The 21,132-nt window shown below is 67.5% G+C and carries 20 protein-coding genes, 1 tRNA gene and 1 other RNA gene; 11 read left to right on the top strand and 11 right to left on the bottom strand.

What is annotated here, in order from left to right; genetic code table 11:
* Window positions 1-94: 94 nt before the first annotated feature.
* Window positions 95-994, bottom strand: a complete 900-nt coding sequence (gene lucA / locus AC5Y4D_RS00210) for a lipid uptake coordinator LucA (protein ID WP_499943287.1) — start codon at window positions 992-994, stop codon at window positions 95-97.
* 81 nt (window positions 995-1,075) lie between these two features.
* Window positions 1,076-1,161 (bottom strand) — tRNA-Ser (locus tag AC5Y4D_RS00205).
* Between the two features lie 91 nt (window positions 1,162-1,252).
* On the opposite strand from AC5Y4D_RS00205, the gene ffs reads away from it, so the two are divergent.
* Together ffs and AC5Y4D_RS00195 are read left to right on the top strand one after the other, a co-directional pair.
* An RNA gene (ffs, locus tag AC5Y4D_RS00200) (signal recognition particle sRNA small type) lies at window positions 1,253-1,347 on the top strand.
* A gap of 25 nt (window positions 1,348-1,372) precedes the next feature.
* Entirely contained in the window at window positions 1,373-2,662 is a 1,290-nt protein-coding gene (locus tag AC5Y4D_RS00195) for an aspartate aminotransferase type Ic (RefSeq protein ID WP_499943420.1), read from the top strand.
* Here AC5Y4D_RS00195 and AC5Y4D_RS00190 read toward each other — a convergent pair.
* Window positions 2,643-4,895 (bottom strand): SpoIIE family protein phosphatase, encoded by a 2,253-nt coding sequence (locus AC5Y4D_RS00190; protein WP_499943288.1) that lies wholly within the window; start codon window positions 4,893-4,895, stop codon window positions 2,643-2,645. The genes AC5Y4D_RS00195 and AC5Y4D_RS00190 overlap by 20 nt on opposite strands.
* A 260-nt stretch (window positions 4,896-5,155) precedes the next feature.
* Between AC5Y4D_RS00190 and AC5Y4D_RS00185 the strand changes: the two genes are divergently transcribed.
* Window positions 5,156-6,931 (top strand): DNA polymerase III subunits gamma/tau, encoded by a 1,776-nt coding sequence (locus AC5Y4D_RS00185; RefSeq protein WP_499943289.1) that lies wholly within the window; start codon window positions 5,156-5,158, stop codon window positions 6,929-6,931.
* Between the two features lie 60 nt (window positions 6,932-6,991).
* Window positions 6,992-7,438 carry an SRPBCC family protein gene (locus tag AC5Y4D_RS00180; protein WP_499943290.1) on the top strand — a complete coding sequence of 149 codons (447 nt, stop codon included), beginning with the start codon at window positions 6,992-6,994 and terminating at the stop codon, window positions 7,436-7,438.
* On the opposite strand, the gene AC5Y4D_RS00175 is transcribed toward AC5Y4D_RS00180, so the two are convergent.
* The gene (locus tag AC5Y4D_RS00175) at window positions 7,435-8,196 is read right to left on the bottom strand and encodes an Rv3717 family N-acetylmuramoyl-L-alanine amidase (RefSeq protein ID WP_499943291.1); all 762 of its coding nucleotides are present in this window, start codon (window positions 8,194-8,196) and stop codon (window positions 7,435-7,437) included. The genes AC5Y4D_RS00180 and AC5Y4D_RS00175 overlap by 4 nt on opposite strands.
* Window positions 8,197-8,294: 98 nt before the next feature.
* Here AC5Y4D_RS00175 and AC5Y4D_RS00170 point away from each other — a divergent pair, with 98 nt between their 5' ends.
* Together AC5Y4D_RS00170 and recR are read left to right on the top strand one after the other, a co-directional pair.
* A complete protein-coding gene (locus tag AC5Y4D_RS00170; protein ID WP_499943292.1) occupies window positions 8,295-8,663 on the top strand; it encodes a YbaB/EbfC family nucleoid-associated protein in 369 nt (122 codons plus the stop codon).
* Window positions 8,664-8,670: 7 nt separating this feature from the next.
* Window positions 8,671-9,282, top strand: coding sequence for a recombination mediator RecR (recR, locus tag AC5Y4D_RS00165; protein WP_499943293.1), 612 nt, complete (start codon window positions 8,671-8,673; stop codon window positions 9,280-9,282).
* Window positions 9,283-9,638: 356 nt separating this feature from the next.
* Here recR and AC5Y4D_RS00160 read toward each other — a convergent pair whose 3' ends face one another.
* From AC5Y4D_RS00160 to AC5Y4D_RS00140, 5 genes are all read right to left on the bottom strand, one after another.
* Window positions 9,639-10,097 (bottom strand): hypothetical protein, encoded by a 459-nt coding sequence (locus tag AC5Y4D_RS00160; RefSeq protein ID WP_499943294.1) that lies wholly within the window; start codon window positions 10,095-10,097, stop codon window positions 9,639-9,641.
* A complete protein-coding gene (locus AC5Y4D_RS00155) occupies window positions 10,094-11,287 on the bottom strand; it encodes a hypothetical protein (protein ID WP_499943295.1) in 1,194 nt (397 codons plus the stop codon). The genes AC5Y4D_RS00160 and AC5Y4D_RS00155 overlap by 4 nt, the downstream gene beginning before the upstream one ends.
* Entirely contained in the window at window positions 11,284-11,595 is a 312-nt protein-coding gene (locus AC5Y4D_RS00150) for a hypothetical protein (RefSeq protein ID WP_499943296.1), read from the bottom strand. Before AC5Y4D_RS00150 ends, AC5Y4D_RS00155 begins: the two co-directional genes overlap by 4 nt.
* 387 nt (window positions 11,596-11,982) lie before the next feature.
* Window positions 11,983-12,690 carry a type 1 glutamine amidotransferase gene (locus tag AC5Y4D_RS00145; RefSeq protein WP_499943297.1) on the bottom strand — a complete coding sequence of 236 codons (708 nt, stop codon included), beginning with the start codon at window positions 12,688-12,690 and terminating at the stop codon, window positions 11,983-11,985.
* Complete coding sequence (locus tag AC5Y4D_RS00140; RefSeq protein WP_499943298.1) at window positions 12,683-13,921, bottom strand: MurT ligase domain-containing protein; 1,239 nt, start codon at window positions 13,919-13,921, stop codon at window positions 12,683-12,685. The genes AC5Y4D_RS00145 and AC5Y4D_RS00140 overlap by 8 nt, the downstream gene beginning before the upstream one ends.
* A 196-nt stretch (window positions 13,922-14,117) precedes the next feature.
* Here AC5Y4D_RS00140 and AC5Y4D_RS00135 point away from each other — a divergent pair, with 196 nt between their 5' ends.
* Window positions 14,118-15,110 (top strand): DEDDh family exonuclease, encoded by a 993-nt coding sequence (locus AC5Y4D_RS00135; protein ID WP_499943299.1) that lies wholly within the window; start codon window positions 14,118-14,120, stop codon window positions 15,108-15,110.
* Between the two features lie 157 nt (window positions 15,111-15,267).
* Here the strand turns inward: AC5Y4D_RS00135 and leuA are convergent, their stop codons facing one another.
* Both leuA and AC5Y4D_RS00125 read right to left on the bottom strand, forming a co-directional pair.
* Entirely contained in the window at window positions 15,268-17,127 is a 1,860-nt protein-coding gene (gene leuA / locus AC5Y4D_RS00130) for a 2-isopropylmalate synthase (RefSeq protein ID WP_499943300.1), read from the bottom strand.
* Between the two features lie 179 nt (window positions 17,128-17,306).
* A complete protein-coding gene (locus tag AC5Y4D_RS00125) occupies window positions 17,307-17,744 on the bottom strand; it encodes a TIGR02611 family protein (protein WP_499943301.1) in 438 nt (145 codons plus the stop codon).
* A gap of 156 nt (window positions 17,745-17,900) precedes the next feature.
* On the opposite strand from AC5Y4D_RS00125, the gene AC5Y4D_RS00120 reads away from it, so the two are divergent.
* The 4 genes from AC5Y4D_RS00120 (at window position 17,901) to AC5Y4D_RS00105 (ending at window position 21,128) form a co-directional block, all read left to right on the top strand.
* Window positions 17,901-19,166: an aspartate kinase gene (locus AC5Y4D_RS00120; protein WP_499943302.1), complete on the top strand. Its 1,266-nt coding sequence runs from the start codon at window positions 17,901-17,903 to the stop codon at window positions 19,164-19,166.
* A complete protein-coding gene (locus AC5Y4D_RS00115) occupies window positions 19,167-20,201 on the top strand; it encodes an aspartate-semialdehyde dehydrogenase (RefSeq protein WP_499943303.1) in 1,035 nt (344 codons plus the stop codon). It abuts the gene before it with no gap.
* A 77-nt stretch (window positions 20,202-20,278) separates the two neighbouring features.
* Entirely contained in the window at window positions 20,279-20,632 is a 354-nt protein-coding gene (locus AC5Y4D_RS00110; RefSeq protein ID WP_499943304.1) for a hypothetical protein, read from the top strand.
* A gap of 112 nt (window positions 20,633-20,744) precedes the next feature.
* Entirely contained in the window at window positions 20,745-21,128 is a 384-nt protein-coding gene (locus tag AC5Y4D_RS00105) for a hypothetical protein (RefSeq protein WP_499943305.1), read from the top strand.
* Window positions 21,129-21,132: the final 4 nt, after the last annotated feature.

Below are 21,132 nucleotides of genomic sequence, written 5' to 3'. Positions count from 1 at the left end.
ACGACCCGCTTCGCCCGGCTACGCCGCGCTTGCGATCGTCGCGGGTCTTGCTGGTGACGACCCGCTTTGCCCGGCTACGCCGCGCTCGCGATCGTCACTGGTCCTCGACCGCGACCCCACCCCGGGTGCGGCGACGGCGATGCGAGGTCTTGCCCGTCGGGCGGCGGTTGCGCAGTCGCGGCTGTGCGGTTTCGGGGACCGGCGCTTCGATGGTCTCGTCGGCCGCGTCGTCCTCGACCTCAGAGACCTTGGAGAACTTGGAGCCCTCAGAGGCCGCGGGGACCTCAGAGGCCGCGGGGACCTCGTCCTTAACCTCGTCGGCCTCGGTCGCTGCCGGCTCGTCCTTGTCCAGGCTGATTTTGGCGGGTGCCTCGACCGTCGGGGCTTCGGCTGTCGCCGCCTGGACCGTCTCGGCGTCGGCTTCGACGTCCTCGGTCTCGTCGACCTCGTCCTCGTCCTCGTCCTCGGTCTCTTCGTCGATGTCCTCGTCGACGTCGTCCTCGGCGGCCTGCTTCCCGCGGGTGCGACGCTTCTTTTCCTTCTTAGGCTTGATCGGCTTCGGCGGTGGCGGCGGCAGTTCCGCGGCAAACGACAGATAGAACGCGAAGAAGCCCAGCACCCCGATCGCGGCGGCGGCCCCGTAGATCGCGAACAACCACTGGCCCGCTTTGTCGAGGTTGAACCAGATCTCGCTGATCGCGGTGCCGATGATCAGCACCCCGGACAGCACATGAGCCACGATCGACCAGGTCCGGATGGACAGTGCCAGCTGCGGAGTGGCGAGTTCGGGCTTGCGGGTGCGCAACAGGGTGAAGACCACCGGCAGAGCGGCCAGGCCGATCAGCGCACCGGTCACGATCCGAAGCGTCGTCCCCAGCCCGTGTGACGTGTCGCCGACGAGTTCGTGCCACCGGGGCAGTACGAAGTAGAAGAAGAGGACGCCGGCGCCGATCGAGAACGACGCGTGCCAAAGCAAGGCGACTTTGCGCCCCATACCCCTCCTCAAGCAATCAACTCGCGCTGCCGACGGGTGACCAGGATGTTGTCCGCCCTGGTCACTCGGCAGACCATACAGCGGAGGATGCGGGATTTGAACCCGCGAGGGCTGTTAACCCAACCCGCGTTCCAGGCGAGCGCCATAGGCCACTAGGCGAATCCTCCGTGGTCATGGTAGCCGCTGAAACGAGCCCAGTGTCCTGCGACCGCCGCCGAGTCGGCAAAAGCGGGTCCGGGGCCGGGTATTACACTCGCCGGTGGACCCCGCGCGGCGTCTATCCTGTGAACTCCCCCAGGGCCGGAAGGCAGCAAGGGTCAATGGGCTCTGTCGGGTGCGCGGGGTCCCCTCATGTCACGACGGCGAAAGGGCCGCATGGTGTCGCTGGATTCCCTCAGCCCTGAAGACCTGTCCGGCGTGCACGCCCAACACCAGCAGGACTACGCGGCGCTGCAAGCCAAGAAGCTCTCCCTGGACCTCACCCGGGGCAAACCGTCCCCGGAGCAGCTCGACCTGTCCAACCAGCTGTTGAGCTTGCCCGGCGACGTCTTCAAGGACCCAGAGGGCACCGACACCCGTAACTACGGTGGACTGCACGGCCTGCCCGGGCTGCGGGGAATTTTCGCCGAACTGCTCGGCGTGCCGGTGCAGAACCTGATCGCCGGTAACAACGCCAGCCTGGAGTTCATGCACGACGTCGTCGCGTTCTCGATGCTGCACGGCGGCGTGGACTCGCCGCAGCCGTGGATCAAGGAACCGGCCGTCAAGTTCCTGTGCCCGGTGCCCGGTTACGACCGTCACTTCGCGATCACCGAGGCGTTGGGCATCGAGATGATCCCGATCCCGATGCTCGAAGACGGCCCGGATGTCGACCTGATCGAAGAGCTGGTCGCCGTTGACCCGGCGGTCAAGGGGATGTGGACGGTTCCGGTGTTCGGCAATCCCACCGGGATCACCTACTCGTGGGAATCCGTGCGCCGACTGGTGCAGATGCAGACGGCTGCCCCCGACTTCCGGCTGTTCTGGGACAACGCCTACGCGGTGCACATCCTCACCCACGACTTCATCCGTCAAGTCGACGTTCTCGGCCTGGCCACCAAGGCCGGCAACCCCAATCGGCCTTACATCTTCGCCTCCACCTCGAAGATCACCTTCGCCGGAGCCGGGGTCAGCTTCTTCGGCGGGTCGCTGGGCAACATCGCCTGGTACCTGCAGTACGCCGCGAAGAAGTCGATCGGCCCGGACAAGGTGAACCAACTGCGGCATCTGCGCTTCTTCGGCGACGCGGACGGGGTGCGCCTGCACATGCTGCGTCACCAGCAGATCTTGGCGCCGAAATTCGCGCTGGCCGCCGAGATCCTCGAACAACGGCTCGGTGAGTCCAAGATCGCGTCCTGGTCGGATCCCAAGGGCGGCTACTTCATCAGCCTCGACGTCCTGCCCGGCACGGCCCGCCGAACTGTCGCGCTGGCCAAGGACGCCGGCATCGCGGTGACCGAGGCGGGCGCGTCCTTCCCGTACCGCAAGGATCCCGAGGACAAGAACATCCGGATCGCGCCGTCGTTCCCGTCGCTGCCGGACCTGCGGGACGCGGTCGACGGGCTGTCGACCTGCGCGTTGCTGGCGGCCAGCGAATCGCTGCTGGGAGTCAGGGCCGCCGCAGGGTGACGATGGCGACGTCGTCGTCGGTGGCCCCCGACGTCGATGCCATCGCCGACCAGATTCGCGACGCCGGTGCGTCGCCTAACCGGCCGAGGATCGCGACCAACCGATCCAGACCGTCGTCAATGGGCTCGCCCCGCCGTTCCACTAGCCCGTCGGAGTACAAGACCAGGCCCTGGCCGGGCTCGATGGTGAATGTGCTCGGTGCGTACGTCACGCCGCGCACCCCGATCGGCGGCGACAGTCGGATAGGCGCCGCGACGGCACCCGGATGGGTCAGAAAGGGAATCAGGTGACCGGCGCAGGCGGCCTCGACCTGCCCCGAGTCGAGATCGATCCGCGCGACGACGACGGTCGCGAAGGCGTGCGAGAGCATGTGCAGGCAGAAGTCGTTGAGCTGCTCCAACGCCTCCGCTGGTGCGGCGCCGGCGAACAGTTGCGCACGCAGGGCGTTGCGCAGCTGCGCCATCGTGCCGGCCGCGGCGACGCCGTGCCCGGCGACGTCACCAAGCAGCAGGATCAGCCGGCCGTCGCGCAACTCGAACGCGTCGTACCAGTCGCCGCCGACGTTGTCGCCCGCGGCTGGTTCGTAATGTGCCGACAGGTGCCAGTCCTTCAGCTTCGGGATCGACTCAGGCAGCAAACTGCGCTGCAGCGTCTCGGCCGTGCGCAGCGCCCCGCGTGCGCGGCGGTAGAGCGACTCGACCAGGTGGCGGCGCAGTGCCTCGGCGGACTCGGTCTCGCTGAGCGTCCAGGGTTCGCTGCGCTGCCGCACGACCTCGCGCCACCGGTCGAACGACTTGCGCGGGCTGAGCCGCACCCCGTCGTCCTCGGTCACCGCGATCGCCTTGTTGTGCGGGTCGCCGCCCCAGTCCACCGAGCGCAGCACCTCGCGGCGGAACCAGATGGCGTACTGCCCGTCGGGCAGGTTGAGCGCCAGCGCCCCGGCGAGCAGGCGGGGGTCGAGCTCGACCGTGATCAATTCCTGAGACAGGGCTTCGCTGCTCGCGATGTCCTCGCCCGCGCCGCGGGCCCAGGCAGCTACTGCGGACACGATCTCCGGTGGCGGAACCGTCCCGCTTGTCCGGAGGTCGCCTTGCATGTTGACAGCGACGCCGTCGGCCGGAACCAGGTCCAGCAGGTTGGGTGCAGCGAGCAGAGCGGCCGCGAGGGGTTCGCTGTCGTCCAGCGTGGCGGCGATGAGCTTGCTCAGCACCGCATTCGCGGCCAGGCGTTGATGCAGCTGATCGTCTTCGAAACGGTCGACGAGCCGCAGCGACAGAGTCGAACCCAGGAACTCCGCCGCTGCCCGGGTACCGAACGGGGGCAGGTGGGGGCCGGCGTAGTGATGGCAGGCGATAAGTCCCCACAGTCGTCCGTGTCGTAGCAGCGAGATCGACATCGATGCGTGCACGCCCATGTTCTGCAGGTACTCGATGTGGATGGGCGAAACGCTTCGCAGTGTCGCGAAGGTGAGGTCGAGTGGTAGACCGGTCGCGGGGTCGACGGCAGGGACCAGCGGCGCTGGTGTGTAGTTGACGTCCGAGATGAGCCGGATCCAGTTCTTCTCGTACAGTGCCCGCGCCTGCGTGGGGATGTCGGTGGCCGGATAGTGCAGGCCGAGAAAGGAATTGAGGTCTTCGCGCTTGGACTCGGCGACGACCTCACCGTGGTAATCCTCGTCGTAGCGGTACACCATCACCCGGTCGAAGCCGGTCAGCTCCCGGACCGCCCGCGCCGCAGTGTCGTACAACTCGGTCAGTGTGGCGGCCCGGTTCAACTCCTCGATGGAGTTGCGCACCGCCTGATAGGTGTTCGGGAACGAGAACGGCCGCTCGCCGTAGGCGATCTCGAGCTCGACCAGGAGCACCCCGCTGGGCTCGCGCCGCAGGATGGCGTCGAATGCGCGTGACTGGCCGCCGACGTCGATGTTGCATTCGAGCGGATTGCGCTGACGCAGGTCCCCGAACGCCGATGCCGTCTGCTGGACCCGGACGGCCTCGTCGGTGCCCATCAGCACCGACAGGTGCGAGCCCAGCACGTCCTCGACGGAGCGGCCGAGCAATTCGGCGACATTGGCGCTGACCTGGCGGACCTCGAAGTCGGGTTCGTGCACCACCGCCAGTACCCCCCGCGGCTGGATACTGCCCGGGATGTGGATCGGTTCGCGGGCGCAGTTCTCCAGGTCGATGGGCGTGCCGGGAGGGACAAGGTCGTCAAACGGCTCCTCGGGTGCCAACGCGTCTGACCCCCTCTCGCCGCCGCAAGTCGACGGGCATCAATAGGCGCAGGATTGACGTGCCGTCCAATTCTCAACCGTCGGTGCGCATCCTGCTCAGCCGACTCCCGTCGCGCATCGTCACCGGGCGTGGGTTGGATTGCCCGCCTCCTCAGCGCGCCCTCCGGGCGCGCATCGTCACCGGGCGTGGGCTGGATTGCCCGCCTCCTCAGCGCGCCCTCCGGGCGCGCATCGTCACCGGGCGTGAGTAGCCTGCTCCAGTGGCCCTCTACCGCAAATACCGACCGGCAACCTTCGCCGAGGTGGTGGGGCAGGAGCATGTCACCGAACCGCTTTCGGTCGCCCTGGAAGCGGGCCGGATCAACCATGCCTACCTGTTCTCCGGCCCGCGCGGATGCGGGAAGACGTCGTCGGCGCGCATCCTGGCGCGATCACTGAACTGCGCCGACGGACCCACCGCCACGCCCTGCGGTACCTGCGATTCCTGTCAGGCGCTGGCGCCGAACGCGCCGGGCAGCATCGACGTCGTCGAACTCGACGCGGCCAGCCACGGCGGCGTCGACGACACCCGCGAGCTGCGCGACCGTGCGTTCTACGCGCCCGCCCAGTCGCGCTACCGGGTGTTCATCGTCGACGAGGCGCACATGGTCACCACCGCCGGCTTCAACGCGCTGCTCAAGATCGTCGAGGAACCGCCCGAGCACCTCATCTTCATCTTCGCCACCACCGAGCCGGAGAAGGTGCTGCCCACCATCCGGTCACGCACCCATCACTACCCGTTCCGGCTGCTGCCGCCGCGCACCATGCGGGGGCTGATCGCCCGGATCTGCGAGCAGGAGAACGTCGTCGTCGACGACGCGGTATACCCGCTGGTCATCCGGGCCGGTGGGGGCTCACCCCGGGACACGCTGTCGGTGTTGGACCAGTTGGTGGCCGGCTCCGACGGCGGTCACGTCAACTACCAGCGGGCACTGGGTCTGTTGGGGGCCACCGACGTCGCGCTGATCGACGACGCCGTCGACGCCCTCGGCGCCGGGGACGCCGCGGCATTGTTCGGGGCCGTCGAGTCGGTGATCGACGCGGGTCATGACCCCCGGCGCTTCGCCACCGACCTGCTGGAGCGCTTCCGCGACCTGATCTTGCTGCAGGCGGTCCCCGACGCGGTGTCCCGCGGCGTGGTGGACGCCCCCGAGGACGTGCTGGAGCGGATGCGCGAGCAGGCGGCCCGCATCGGCCCGGCGACCCTGACCCGCTACGCCGAAGTGGTGCAAGCCGGGCTCGGCGAAATGCGTGGTGCGACGGCGCCGCGGCTGCTCTTGGAAGTGGTGTGCGCGCGGCTGCTGCTGCCCTCGGCCGCCGACGCCGAATCGGCACTGCTGCAACGTGTCGAACGCATCGAGACACGGTTGGCCATCTCCATCCCGGCCGCTGAGGCGGCACCGCCACCTGCACCCGTGTCAGCGCCGCCGGTGCGCCGTTCGGTCCAGCGCCCCGCGGCTCCGGCACCCGCACGCAAGCCTGAGCCCGCGCCTGAACCCGCCCCCGTCCCGACCCCGGCCCCCTCCGCGCCGGCCGCGGCACCTGGTGAACTCAACGCGGCCGCCGTGCGCAGCATGTGGCCGACGGTGCGCGACAAGGTTCGCGAACGCAGCCGCACCACCGCGGTCATGCTGTCCGGTGCCACGGTCCTTGCAGTGGAGAACGACACGCTGGTGCTGACCCATGAGGCGGCGCCGCTGGCCAAGCGGCTGTGCGAACAACGCAACGCCGACGTGATCGTCGAGGCGCTCAAGGACGCCCTGGGCGTCAACTGGAAGGTGCGATGTGAAACCGGCCCGCCGGCGACGGCCGACATTGCGCCGACGCCCCAGGCGGTAGCGCCCGCCGCCCCAGCCGACACCTCGGCGCGCGACGAGGAGGAAAGCATGCTCGCCGAAGCCGGCCGCAGCGACCCGTCGGAACCGCGCCGCGACCCCGAAGAAGTCGCCTTGGAGCTGCTGCAGAACGAGTTGGGCGCCCGCCGCATCGACGGTTAGGCCTGCCGAGGCCCCCTATATCGTGGTCCCGACAGCACTACGACAGAGGAGTTGCATTCGATGGGACAGGTGCGGGCAGCCAGCACGATCCTGATCAACGCCGAGCCCGAGGCCGTGCTGAATGCGGTGGCCGACTACGAGAATGTCCGCCCGCGGATCCTTCCCGCGCAGTACAGCGAGTACGAGGTGTTGCAGGGCGGTCAGGGTAAAGGCACGGTCGCCAAGTGGAGGCTGCAGGCGACCGAATCGCGGGTGCGCAACGTCCAGGTGGACGTGGACGTCGCAGGCCACACCGTCATCGAGAAGGACGCGAACTCGTCGCTGGTGACCAATTGGACGGTGGCACCGGCCGGGCCGGGATCCAGCGTCACCGTGACCACCACGTGGACCGGAGCCGGTGGCGTCAAGGGTTTCTTCGAGAAGACGTTCGCACCGTTGGGGCTGAAGAAGATCCAGTCCGAGACGCTGGACAACCTCAAGGGCGCGGTGGAAGGTCAGTCCGGCTAGCGGGCCTGACCCTGGGTGGCCAGGAAACCGGCGACGCCGCGGACCAGCGCGTCGGCGTATTTCTGCCGGCCCTCCGCTGACTCCATCAGCGCCGAGTCCGCCGGGTTCTTCATGTTGCCCAGTTCCACCAGGATCGACGGGTACTGCGCCAGGTTCAGCCCGGCCAGATCCGAGCGGCCGTACAGTCCGCCCTGGCCGATGTAGGTGGCCGGCGTCAGGCCCGAGGCTTGCAGCTGGTCGCGCATGACGCGGGCGAACTGCACCGACGGTCCGGACTGGGCGGCATTGAGCGGCGGCGACGAGTAGTTGACGTGGAAGCCGCGGCCGGACGCCGGTCCGCCGTCGGCGTGCAGGCTGACGATGGCGTTGGGGTGCAGCGAGTTGGCCATGTTGGCGCGTTCGTCGACGCAGGGCCCCAGCGCGTTGTCATTGCCGCGGGACATCGCGGTCCGCACGCCCAGGGCGTTCAGCGCGGCACGCAACCGCAGCGCGGTGTCCCAGGTGAACGTGTGCTCGGCGTAACCGCTGTTGGTGGACGTGCCGCTGGCCTGACAGTCTTTGGTGCCGCCCCGGCCGGTAGGCACCTGACGGCCGATGGACGAGTCGTTGGCGCCGTTGTGGCCAGGATCGATGAACACGACCATGCCGGCCAGGCTGCCGGGGGCCGCGGTGGCAGCCGGGATCGAAGGCATCACCGCCGTAACCACCGCTCCTACCACCAGGGCTATACCGACACGCAGGCTCAGTCGTACGTCCACTGCGCCAAGGTAACCGGGCGCGGACTACGCTGAATGTTTCGAATCGCCCGACACCCGCAGGCGAAACCAACTCGAGACCAAGATGCGAGGGGACTGTCATGCAACCCGGAGGCGATATGTCGCAGCTGCTGGCCCAAGCCCAGCAGATGCAGCAGAAACTGCTCGAAGCCCAGCAGCAGCTGGCGAACTCCGAGGTGCATGGTCAGGCTGGCGGGGGACTGGTCGAGGTCGTCGTCAAAGGCAGCGGCGAGGTCATCGGCGTCAAGATCGACCCCAAGGTCGTCGACCCCAACGACATCGAGACCCTGCAGGATCTGATCGTCGGTGCGATGGGGGACGCGTCCAAGCAGGTCACCCAGATGGCCCAGGAACGGCTGGGCGCGCTGGCCGGCGGGATGCGCCCACCCGCACCGCCCGCAGCGCCGGGGGCGCCGCCGCCCGGTGTGCCGGGCGCTCCGGGCCTCTGATTGCAGCATGTTCGAAGGGCCCGTTCAGGATCTGATCGACGAGCTCGGCAAGCTGCCGGGCATCGGACCCAAAAGCGCGCAGCGCATCGCCTTCCACCTGCTATCGGTCGAGCCGCCCGAGATCGATCGGCTGACGGCGGTGTTGGGCAAGGTCCGCGACGGGGTGCGGTTCTGCGCGGTGTGCGGCAACGTCTCCGACGACGAGCGGTGCCGGATCTGCGCCGATCCGCGTCGGGACGGCTCGTTGGTGTGCGTGGTGGAGGAACCCAAGGACATCCAGGCCGTGGAACGCACCCGCGAATTCCGCGGTCGCTACCACGTGCTGGGCGGGGCGCTGGACCCGTTGTCGGGCATCGGTCCCGAGCAGCTGCGCATCCGTGAACTGCTGACGCGCATCGGCGAGCGGGTCGACGACGTCGACATCACCGAGGTCATCATCGCCACCGACCCCAACACCGAGGGTGAGGCCACCGCCACCTACCTGGTGCGGATGCTGCGCGACATCCCCGGTCTGACCGTGACGAGGATCGCGTCCGGGCTGCCGATGGGCGGCGATCTGGAGTTCGCCGACGAGCTGACCTTGGGTCGCGCGCTGACCGGTCGCCGCTCGATGGTGTGAGGCTGTCGGCGGTTTGCGTTCGCCCCGATATCGAGATTGCATTCTGGTAGGGCGGCACTCGAATTTTCGCTGCTGGTTTTCAATTTCGATGTGGCCGCACTCATGGCCGCCGTACTCAAGATTTATCTGTAAAGGCAGACGGAGTGTAAGACTGTTACCGACGAAAAGATCTAGTTCGTGGACGAACACACGTACGATTTGAGGCCTACGGGGCTTGTGTGGCTATTGATTCAGCAGGGGTGTATCGTCGTGGTCCCGACACGCGATTGCAACCTAGACTCCCTAGGAACTTCAAATTCGCCCTCGGCCAGAGTCCGGTCGCCGCTGCCCGGGGGTGATCCAGCTGGCGGGTTGGTTCACTTTGGTCGGCCGATGCTCCATTCCACGTAGGCTTTGCCTGGCTGGCAGTCTGGGGTGACGCTGACCATCCGGAATGCGTGTTTGTTGGTATTGCGGTATTGGATGTCGTCGCCGACCATCTGGCTGCTCAGCTTTGTTCCCGTGCGTAGAACGGCGAAGCATAGGGGTGAGGCGCTCCCGTCATTTTCCCGTGCTGCGTGTTCCCTGAGCGTCTTGCCGGGGTAGTAATGCGCGACGTAGTCGCGCCATTGGTCGTTGGGCATGAGGAAGTGGACACTGTCAATTTCGTTGCCCATTTCCCCGGTGAAGTAAGTGGCAGATTTGGGGATGTCGACTTTGAGGTCGCCGACGATACCCGGGTCTTGGTCGGTCCAGCCCGGTCCGCATCCGCTGGCCACACAGGCCAGCAGGCCCGCGGCGGTGATCAGGGTGATGCGGTGTCGGTGGCGGGTCACGGCCAGGTGCTCGTGTAGGTGCTCGAGGTGCCGGTGGTGGTGAAGTTTTGTGCCCAGGCGGCGCGGTGCAGATCGTTGAGGTCGGAGGCTTGCGGCCAGGGGTGTCGGTCGGTGCTGTCGAAGTTGTAGTAGTCGTAGATGCTGGTGCGGGCGGCGATGCCATAGTGGCCCTCGCCGCTGGGGGTGGCTATTCCGCTGCTCTGGTAGCTGAACGTACCCAGGGTCGCCCACCAATCGGGATTGGAGGAACTGTCGGGGCGCGCTGGGGTGCCGTCTGGCTTGATGTTGAGGTAGCCGGTTTGAAAGGCCACGGGTCCTCTGTACCCGGCGGGCATCGCACCGACAGCGATTCCTACGGCGTCGCGGGTTTGGGCTTGGGCTGCGGCACGGAACCAGGGCATGTCATAGAGCATGTTGTCCACCGGGACCATCATGGGTGTGCCTGACCCTTGCAGGAAATGTTCCAAGGCGTCAGGTGCGAACTTGTTTCCGGCTACTCGGGCGCCTTCCACCAGTCCCTCCGCCCATAATTGGGTGCCTTGAAGCCCCATTTTTCCCAGTGTGCCCGGGTGATAGGTCCCGTATTGGTCGGGGCCGGACCCGTTGGCGTTAGCGCTTGCGATGGGGCCGGTCGGCGGTGCGGCCGCACCCGGGAAGAACCCGCGGGAGTACCACTCGGAGCCGACCAGCGCCGCTGTCGTGGCTTCGTCGTACTGCTGGGCGGATAACGCCGCCGTCGCCAGCAGCGATCGCAGCTCCGTTTCCAGACGGGCGCGAGCTATCGCCGCACGCCGCTGCTCCACCTCATCTTGGAGGGTTGCTGCATAGTCTTTGGTCAATTGCACGCTGCCGTCGTCACCGATGAGGTACATCCGGCTGTTGTCGGGGTCATCGACCCTATCCAGGATGGCGGTGCGCAGCAGTCCGAGCTGTTGGGCGGCTTGGTCGAGGACAGCGGCGGCGTTGTGCCAGCGCTCAGCTTTTCGTTGCAACATGCCGGCGGAGTCTTTGGAGCGCACCACCGCGGCGTCACGTGCTTCGCCTTGCCAGTCGGTGTCGATGCCGGCGAGCTCGTTGATCACGGTCAACCCGCCTTGGCTCATCTGCTCGGCGCCGCTGCGCAACCCGGCCGCGGTGTTGACCAACCCGTCCAATTTCCAGTCCCGAACTTGGGAGATCCGCAGCGTCATCCAGTACGCGGATTTGGTGGTGTCGAAGACAAATTGCCGTCGAGTTGTTCGAAGGCATGCACCGTGTCGCGCACCCAATCGCCGAAACCGTCGAAATGCGCCGCTAACGCCTGCACATGACCGTGTTGCTCCGCGGCATGCAGGGCCAACCCCGACACCAGCGCGCTACCCGCGCACGCCGCTGCACCCTCGCCAAGGATGACGTCCGCTCGAATGTCGCTCAGCCGGTCGGATACCCCGTACACCTCGTGGGCGAACCCGCGCACTACGTGGGGGTTCAACGTGAACCGATTGGCCAAACTTCTCACCCCCAAAGAATGCGGCTTGCCAGGATCAACTTGAGGCTACCGGCCAAGGAAATGCGCCGTACTGCATTCGCCCCTGTCGCAGGACGCACAGATGATCACGCTGCTCTCCTAGAGAAACGAGAATCGGTCGCCGACATCGGCAGAACCAACGTTCAGGTCGTGCGCGCCTGGCAAGCGTCTTTTCACGTCTCACAACCAGTGTCCAGATTGTTCAGCGGTCAGAAGTCAAAACCGCCTACAGCACCGAGGGCTACATGTACACGCAGGAACAAGCCGCGCAATCCCAGATCACACATGTCACCCACGTCTTAGAATGCTCAAACGGTCCGATCAAACCGTTGCGTTACAGAAAAGCGGTCCGTCAACGTCAGACAGAACAGACCGAAATCAGCGCGCAGCCAACCGCTCGCGGCGCAGCAGATCGACCTCGGGAAGCTCCAGCGGCGCCAGCGCACCGACGACTTTGCCCAGCAGCAGATCGGCCAGCTCCGGATTCCGCGCCAGACACGGCCCGTGCATGTAGGTCGCCACCACACTGCCCTGCACCACGCCGTCGCACCCGTCGCCGGCGCGGTTACCCGCACCCTTGACCACCGCACTCAGCGGTGCAGCTTCGGAGCCCAATTCCGTTCCGCCACGGTGGTTTTCGAATCCCGTCAGCTGCTGCGTCAATCCGGGTAGCAGCGGCTTGGCGACCAGCTCGCCGATGGTCCGCTTGTCCTGCGGTGAGGTAGTCGCATCCAGCATCCCGACGCCGTCGACCCGTTCGCCCGACGACGTCTCATACCAGTGCCCCAGCACCTGGACCGCCGCGCAGATCGCCAGCACCGGCGCGCCGCGCTCGGCCGCCCGTTGCAGGCCGGGATAGCGGATCAGGTGCCGGGTGGCCAGCCGCTGCGCGTAGTCCTCCGCGCCACCGAGGGTGTACAGGTCCAGCGAGTCCGGCACCGGGTCGCCGAGCGTGATCTCGACGATCTCGGCCGGTATGCCGCGCAACAGCAACCGTTGCCGCAGCACCACGGCGTTGCCGCCGTCGCCGTAGGTGCCCATCACATCGGGCAGCACCAGCCCGATCCGCACCGTGGACTCAGCCATTGCGGGCCAGCCTCCGGTTCAACTGCAGGAAGGCGGTGTAGTTGGCGACGACCTCGACCCGTCCGGGCGGGCAGGAGGCGATGGCCGCCATTGTGTCGTGCACCAGCGTGTGCTCGACTCCGGCGTACCCCAGTCGCACGGCCAGGTCGGTGCCGCGTTCGCCCGCCGCAACAACGCGGGTTTCTTCGAAGTGCTCGAACCGCACATCCCACAACCAGGACAGGTCCTCGCCGTCGGGCACCTGACCGTTGACCGCGATCACCACGCCGTCGGCGTGTTTGTCCACCATCGACAGCGCCTCCTGCCAGCCGGCGGGGTTCTTGGCCAACAGGATCCGAGCCTCATGCCCGCCGATCCGGACCGTCCGGTAGCGCCCGGCCACTTCGTCGACGCCAGCGACCGCCCCGACGGCCTTGGCGGGGTCGGCGCCCAACGCGACCGCGGCGGCGACGGCCTGGGCCGCGTTGCCCCGGTTCACCGCCCCCGGCAGCGCGAGGTGCATCGGCAGCGTCAGTCCGTCGGGTCCGTACAGGGTTTCGTCGTCGAACCACCACTGCGGACTCGGCCGCTTGAAGTCGGCGCCCGTGGAATACCAATGACCGGACTCCCGCACGATCACCTCGCCGCTGCGAGGGCAGCTGACCGAGTCGTTGGCCCACGAGCCGCCGGCGGCGACCCACACCACGTTCGGGCTGTCGTAGGCGGCCGAGGTCATCAGCACGTCGTCGCAGTTGGCGACGACGACCGCGTCCGGATGCCGGGCCAGCCCGGCACGCAGCGTGCGCTCGATGACGTTGATCTCACCGACCCGGTCCAGCTGATCACGCGACAGGTTCAGCAGTACGACGGCGGCCGGCTCGACGGCGTCCGACACGTGTGGCACGTGCATCTCGTCGACTTCCAGGGCGGCCAGCCCGGCCCGGCGGTCGGCGGCCAACGCGGCCACCAGCCCGGCGTCCATGTTGGCGCCCTCGGCGTTGGTGGCCACCCGCTCATTTGGGTCTAATGTGCCCAAAGCCGCCGCCGTCATCCGGGTGGTGGTGGACTTGCCGTTGGTTCCGGTGATCACGACCGTGCGCCGGCCGGTGCCGAGCTGCCGCAACACCGAGCGGTCCAGCGTCATCGCGACCAGCCCGCCGATCATGGCGCCCGCGCCGCGCCCGGTGACCCGCGACGCCCAGCGCGCGCTGGCGCCGGCGGCGAGAGCGAGGCGTGCGCGGGCGGTGATCACCCGGGAAGTTTAAAGGCGATCGCAAACGCGGCGCTTCGCGCCGGGTGCAGCGGGTCGCCGACCAAAGTTTTTTACAGGCGATCGCAAACGCGGCGCTTCGCGCCGGGTGCAGCGGGTCGCCGACCAAAGTTTCCGGGCCGGCGACACGACGCGTCAGCGACCCGGCGATGTCGGCCCGACGTGCCATCCTCGACCCATGAACCCGATGTCCTGGGGCCGCCCGGCGCGCGAGCCGGACGCGGGATGGGCCGTCATCGACGTCGAGACCTCGGGTTTTCGCCCCGGTCAGGCCCGGATCATCAGCATCGCCGCGCTGGGCCTCGACGGCGCCGGGCGGGTCGAGCAGTCGGTGGTCAGCCTGCTCAATCCCGGAGTGGACCCGGGCCCCACGCACGTGCACGGGCTCACGGCCGCGATGCTGGAGGATCAGCCTCAGTTCGCCGAGATCGTCGACGACGTCGTCGAGGTGCTGCGCGACCGCACACTGGTGGCCCACAACGTCGCGTTCGACTACTCGTTCCTGGCCGCCGAGGCCGAGATGGCCGGCGCCGAGCTGCCGGTCGATTCGGTGATGTGCACCGTGGAGTTGGCCCGGCGGCTGGAGCTCGGCGTGCCGAATCTGCGGCTGGAGACGCTGGCCGCGCACTGGGGTGTCACCCAGGAACGGCCGCATGACGCGTTCGACGACGCGATGGTGCTCACCGGAGTGCTGGCCGCCGCGCTGCAACGCGCGCGGGCCCGCGACGTCTGGCTACCGGTGCACCCGGTGACCCGGCGCAGCTGGCCGAACGGCCGGGTGACCCATGACGAGCTGCGACCGCTCAAGGTGCTGGCCGCCCGGATGCCGTGCCCGTATCTCAACCCGGGCCGTTACGTCTCGGGCCGGCCGCTGGTCCAGGGCATGCGGGTGGCGCTGGCCGCCGAGGTGGGGCGCACCCACGACGAACTAGTCGAGCGGATCCTGAATGCCGGGCTGGCCTACAGCGACGACGTCGACCGTGCCACGTCGTTGGTGGTCTGCAACGACCCCGCACCCGAGCAGGGCAAGGGCTATCACGCCCTGCAATTAGGGGTGCCGGTGGTGTCGGATGCGTTGTTCATGGACTGTGTCGGGTCCGTGGTGGGCGGCAGGAGCATGGAGGAGTTCGTCCCGGCCGCCGCCGACGACGACCAGTTCGTTTTGTTCTGACGTTTCGTCGCGGCGGGTCCGGGCTATTCAACATATGTAAGAGAGAAGCCCGAACCGTCCCGGCGGTAAGCGATTTCGATCGGGGGCTCTCCCGCCAGCTAACAAAACCGCAAACCCGGCCCGACCCGACCCCCCAGGGCCGGGTTTGCCCTCGGAACTAGCGGGACGCCCGGTTGACCGCCGACACGACGGCGCGCAGCGACGCGGTGGTGATCGACGGCGCGATACCCACACCCCACACAGTCTTGCCGGCCACCGGGCCTGATGGGTGCCGACCCGCTTCGCCCGGCGTCACCGCGCTCGCGATCGACACCGAAACCTCCACATACGCCGCGGCCTGAGCATCGTCGCCCGAGCTCATCGCGTGCTCGGAGTAGTCGAGCACCGCCACGTCGAACCCCACCCCGCCCAGCGCGTCGACGAACGCGGCCAGCGGCCCATTTCCGGCCCCGCTGATCTCGGTCTCCACGCCGTCGATCTTCACGGTCGCGGTGATGCTGGTGGTGCCGGTGTCTTCCTCGTCGGCGTCGACGCGCTGCTTGATCCGCTCCAGCGGCAGCACCGGGGCCAGGTATTCCTCGGAGAACGCCTCCCACATCTCCTTCGGCGACACCTCGCCGCCCTCGCCGTCCGCCAGCTTCTGGATGACCTGCGAGAACTCGATCTGCAGCCGTCGCGGCAACGCCAGGCCGTGGTCGGCCTTCATGATGTAGGCCACCCCGCCCTTGCCGGACTGCGAGTTGACCCGGATCACCGCCTCGTAGGTGCGCCCGACGTCCTTGGGGTCGATCGGCAGGTACGGCACCTGCCAGAGCATGTCGTCCATATCGACGTCTGCCGCATCTGCATCCAGCTTCATCGCGTCTAAGCCCTTGTTGATCGCGTCCTGGTGACTGCCCGAGAACGCGGTGTAGACCAGGTCGCCGCCGTACGGGTGGCGTTCGTGCACCGGCAGCTGGTTGCAGTACTCGACCGTGCGGCGGATCTCGTCGATGTTGGAGAAGTCGATCTGCGGGTCCACGCCGCGGGAGAACAGGTTCAGCCCCAGCGTGACCAGGCAGACGTTGCCGGTGCGCTCGCCGTTGCCGAACAGGCAGCCCTCGATCCGGTCGGCCCCGGCTTGGTAACCCAATTCGGCTGCGGCGACGGCGGTTCCGCGGTCGTTGTGCGGGTGCAGGCTCAGGATCACCGAGTCGCGGTTCGCCAAGTTGCGGCTCATCCACTCGATCGAATCGGCGTAGACGTTCGGCGTGGCCATCTCCACGGTGGCCGGCAGGTTGAAGATGATCGGGTTGTCCGGCGTCGGCCCGATGATCTCGCCGACGGCGTTGCACACGTCACGGGCGTATTCCAGCTCGGTCCCGGTGTAGGACTCCGGTGAGTATTCGAAGCGCCACCGGGTGCCGGGGTATTTCGCCGCCTCCTCGACGCACTTGCGTGCCCCGTCGGTGGCGATCGCCTGCACCGCCGCCCGGTCGGCGCGGAAGACCACCCGGCGCTGCAGGATCGACGTCGAGTTGTAGAAATGCACGATCGCCTGCGGCGCGCCGTCGCACGCTTCGAACGTCCGCTCGATCAGCTCGGGCCGGCATTGGGTCAGTACCTGGATGGTGACGTCGTCCGGGATGGCGCCGTCGTCGATGATCTCGCGGACGAAGTCGAAGTCGGTCTGGCTGGCCGACGGGAAGCCGACCTCGATCTCCTTGTAGCCCATCCGGACCAGCAGGTCGAACATGCGACGCTTGCGGGCCGGGCTCATCGGGTCGATCAGCGCCTGGTTGCCGTCGCGCAGGTCCACCGCGCACCACAGCGGCGCGTGTTCGATGACGCGGTCGGGCCAGGTTCGGTCGGCCAGGCGAATGGGCTCGACCTCGTCGGCGAACGGGCGATACCGGTTGACCGGCATCGACGAGCCACGTTGCGGATTCCAGGAAGGCTGGCCGGGCCGGGGCGGGCCGGCGGGTTTGACGACGGTCCGAGCCGATACGTAAGCGTCGGGTGAATCAGGATTGGTCACGGTTGGTGCTCCAGGGTGTGTGAGTGAGGAACCTCAGACCGGCGCATCGCGAATTCCCGCGACGGGAAGCCAGTCTGGATCAGACCCCGTCGCGGCGTCCGAGAAGGAGCACCCGCTGCACGTCCTGCACTCTACCGCTCTGGGCTTGTTCACCAAAACCGCACTTGTAGGCAGACGCACTATCCGCCGAGCCCGATGGGACTCTTCAACCACGCCCAGTCCCAGCCCACCAAACGGGCCATCCAGCCGAACACCCCCATCAGCCACAACGTCGCGACCGTCACCACGGCGGTGAAGACCGTCCCGACCGCTTGCACTGCCCAGTGCTGTCGGCGAAACCACCCCATCGCGGTGTCATAGCGATCGCGGACATAGTCCAGGAGCCGCCGGAAGACGCCGAACTCGCTGGCCAGCACGGCCAACCCCAGGAAGACGATCGCCCAACCCGGACCCGGATACGGGATCGCGACGATACCGCCGACCAGCAGAGCCGACCCGACGATGCCCACCGCAATGCGGTAGGTCACATTCGCCGTGGGCCGTTTCCGCAGTCGATCCCGCACGCGAGCCAGCCGGTGCCCGATACCGCCGGCTTCTTCCTCGGTGTCGTCGGTCACATCTGCACCGTATCGGCCGGTGCGCCGGATGCTACGCAGCTTGTCAGGACCGGTCGCGCTGGCGCATCGAGAAAATTGGAGATGCGCGGCCCCGTATCCTGTTGTGGACTAAATGGGAGAAACCCGTACCCCGAAGCCCCAGACAGGAACATTTCAGTGGCGCTCGTCGTGCAGAAATACGGCGGATCATCGGTGGCCGACGCCGACCGGATCCGCCGCGTAGCCGAGCGGATCGTGGAGACGAAGAAGCAGGGCAATGACGTGGTCGTCGTCGTCTCCGCGATGGGTGACACCACTGATGACCTGCTGGATCTGGCTCAGCAGGTCTGCCCGGTGCCGCCGCCGCGCGAACTCGACATGCTGCTGACCGCCGGTGAGCGCATCTCGAATGCGTTGGTGGCCATGGCGATCGAGTCGCTGGGCGCCCACGCCCGTTCGTTCACCGGTTCGCAGGCCGGCGTGATCACCACCGGCACGCACGGCAACGCCAAGATCATCGACGTCACGCCGGGCCGGTTGCAGGCCGCGCTCGACGAGGGCCGGATCGTCCTGGTCGCCGGGTTCCAGGGCGTCAGTCAGGACACCCGCGACGTCACCACGTTGGGTCGCGGCGGTTCGGACACCACCGCGGTCGCCCTGGCCTCGGCGCTGGGCGCCGACGTCTGCGAGATCTACACCGACGTCGACGGCATCTTCAGCGCCGACCCGCGGATCGTGCCCAATGCCCGCAAGCTCGACACCGTCACCTTCGAGGAGATGCTCGAGATGGCGGCCTGCGGCGCCAAGGTGCTGATGCTGCGCTGCGTCGAATACGCCCGCCGTTACGAACTGCCGGTGCACGTCCGGTCGTCGTACTCGGACAAACCCGGCACCGTCGTCGTCGGATCGATCAAGGACATATCCATGGAAGACCCCATCCTCACCGGTGTCGCGCACGACCGCAGCGAGGCCAAAGTGACCATCGTCGGCATCCCGGACATCCCCGGCTACGCGGCCAAGGTGTTCCGCGCCGTCGCCGACGCCGACGTGAACATCGACATGGTGCTGCAGAACGTCTCCAAGGTCGAGGACGGCAAGACCGACATCACCTTCACCTGCGCGCGCGACAGCGGACCGACCGCGGTGGCCAAGCTCGATTCGCTCAAGGACGAGATCGGCTTCACCCAGCTGCTCTACGACGACCACATCGGCAAGGTTTCGCTGATCGGTGCCGGTATGCGCAGCCATCCCGGTGTCACGGCGACGTTCTGCGAGGCGCTGGCCGCGGTGGGCGTCAACATCGAACTGATCTCCACCTCCGAGATCCGGATCTCGGTGCTCTGCCGCGACACCGAATTGGACAAGGCCGTTGTTGCACTGCACGAGGCGTTCGGGCTCGGCGGCGCGGAGGAGGCGACGGTGTACGCGGGGACGGGGCGGTAAGTGGTTGCCATAGGAGTTGTCGGCGCCACCGGTCAGGTGGGCCAGGTGATGCGCACGTTGCTGGACGAGCGTGACTTCCCGGTGACGTCGGTCCGGTTCTTCGCCTCCGCCCGCTCACAGGGCCGCAAGTTGCCGTTCCGCGGCCAGGAGATCGAGGTCGAGGACGCCGAGACCGCCGACCCGAGCGGCCTGGACATCGCGTTGTTCTCGGCCGGCGGCGCCATGTCGAAGGTGCAGGCGCCGCGATTCGCCGCGGCCGGGGTGACGGTGATCGACAACTCGTCGGCGTGGCGCAAAGACCCCGACGTGCCGCTGGTGGTGTCCGAGGTGAACTTCACCCGCGACGCGGCCAACAGGCCCAAGGGCATTATCGCCAACCCGAACTGCACCACGATGGCCGCGATGCCGGTGCTCAAAGTCCTGCACGACGAAGCCGGGCTGACTCGCTTCATCGCCTCCTCCTACCAGGCCGTCTCCGGCAGCGGGCTGGCCGGAGTGGAGGAGCTGGCGACCCAGGCGCGCGCCGTCGTCGACGGTGCGGAGGCACTGGTGCACGACGGACGTGCGGTGGACTTCCCGGCGCCCCGCAAGTACGTCGCGCCGATCGCATTCAATGTGGTGCCGCTGGCCGGTTCGTTGGTGGACGACGGCTCCGGGGAGACCGACGAGGACCAGAAGTTGCGCTTCGAGAGCCGCAAGATCCTGGGGATTCCGGACCTGCTGGTCAGCGGGACCTGTGTGCGGGTTCCGGTGTTCACCGGGCACTCGCTGTCGATCAACGCCGAGTTCGCCCGGCCCATCTCGCCGGAACGGGCCCGCCAACTGCTGGACGAGGCGCCGGGCGTGAAGCTGGTCGACGTGCCCACCCCGTTGGACGCCGCCGGCGTCGACGAGTCGTTGGTCGGCCGCATCCGGCAGGACCCCGGAGTTGCGGACGGACGCGGTCTGGCGTTGTTCATTTCGGGGGACAACCTGCGAAAAGGCGCGGCGCTGAACACCATTCAGATCGCCGAGCTATTGGCCGCACAGCTCTAGCCACCCTCTGACGCTCACAGCTGTTCCATAACTGGCGCATAGCTGTGACTACTGGTCCGGTGGGCATCATCGGTTCTATGAGCCAAATCGCTGACACCCCACCAACAACGACGACCACCGCGGTCGCGCCCCCACTCGAGCGCCGGACCCCCAAGGTATTCAAGGCGGCGGCATGGGTCGCCATCGTCGCCGGCGTCGTCTTCATCGTCTCGGTCATCTTCTTCACCGGTTTCCGGCTGGGCCTCGCCAGCGGACATGGCGGCGGGCATCACCGGCACCACAAGCACCACCCGGCGATGTATCACCACTGGAACAACAACAACAACGGCGGCGCCCCGGCGGTGAGCCCGGGATCCGGTCCCGGTGGTCCCGGCCAGGTGCCGTCCTCGGTCGCGCCGTCGACCACTGCGTCTCCGACACCCGGCCGCTGACACGACAACCCAGTAGCCCGGTGCTCACCTGAGCACCGGGTTACGTCAATTCATGACAACTTTGCAGCCGCGCCCCTTTACGGTGTCGTAGGCCTGCGCGATATTCGAAGACATGAGTGATCCAGCCGCGCCTCCGCCCCTACCGGCGTCCCCCGACACCCCGCCGCCGCCCCCGCCTCCCCACCACCACGAAAAGCCGCCACGGTTGTATCGCGTGGCGGCATGGGTGGTGATCGTCGCCGGCATCCTGTTCATCGCGTCGACGCTGTTCTTCGCCGGCGCCATGGTGCTGGGTGCCGGCAAGTGCCATCACCATCGTCATCATCACGGCTCGTTCGAGCAGGGCGGTCCCGGCGGCCCGGGTGCGGGCTGGCCCTATCGGTTCCCCGGACCGCCTCCGGGCTTCCCACCACCGGGGGTGGGCGGGCCCGGCGGCCCCGCAGGGCCGGGCCAGGCCCCGACCAGCACCGCTCCCAGCAGTCCACCGGGACGCTAGTCCG

It is taken from the genome of Mycobacterium sp. NGS67 (assembly GCF_059812185.1).
Note: the sequence above shows the minus strand (reverse complement) of the source record. Positions and strands in the feature narration are given on the sequence as shown.

Excerpts from the sequence above, each read along its gene's own strand:
- lucA (WP_499943287.1), bottom strand. The coding sequence starts at position 994 with ATGGGGCGCAAAGTCGCCTTGCTTTGGCACGCGTCGTTCTCGATCGGC.
- AC5Y4D_RS00180 (WP_499943290.1), top strand. The coding sequence starts at position 6,992 with ATGGGACAGGTGCGGGCAGCCAGCACGATCCTGATCAACGCCGAGCCC.
- AC5Y4D_RS00170 (WP_499943292.1), top strand. The coding sequence starts at position 8,295 with ATGCAACCCGGAGGCGATATGTCGCAGCTGCTGGCCCAAGCCCAGCAG.
- recR (WP_499943293.1), top strand. The coding sequence starts at position 8,671 with ATGTTCGAAGGGCCCGTTCAGGATCTGATCGACGAGCTCGGCAAGCTG.
- AC5Y4D_RS00155 (WP_499943295.1), bottom strand. The coding sequence starts at position 11,287 with ATGACGCTGCGGATCTCCCAAGTTCGGGACTGGAAATTGGACGGGTTG.
- AC5Y4D_RS00145 (WP_499943297.1), bottom strand. The coding sequence starts at position 12,690 with ATGGCTGAGTCCACGGTGCGGATCGGGCTGGTGCTGCCCGATGTGATG.
- AC5Y4D_RS00135 (WP_499943299.1), top strand. The coding sequence starts at position 14,118 with ATGAACCCGATGTCCTGGGGCCGCCCGGCGCGCGAGCCGGACGCGGGA.
- AC5Y4D_RS00110 (WP_499943304.1), top strand. The coding sequence starts at position 20,279 with ATGAGCCAAATCGCTGACACCCCACCAACAACGACGACCACCGCGGTC.
- AC5Y4D_RS00105 (WP_499943305.1), top strand. The coding sequence starts at position 20,745 with ATGAGTGATCCAGCCGCGCCTCCGCCCCTACCGGCGTCCCCCGACACC.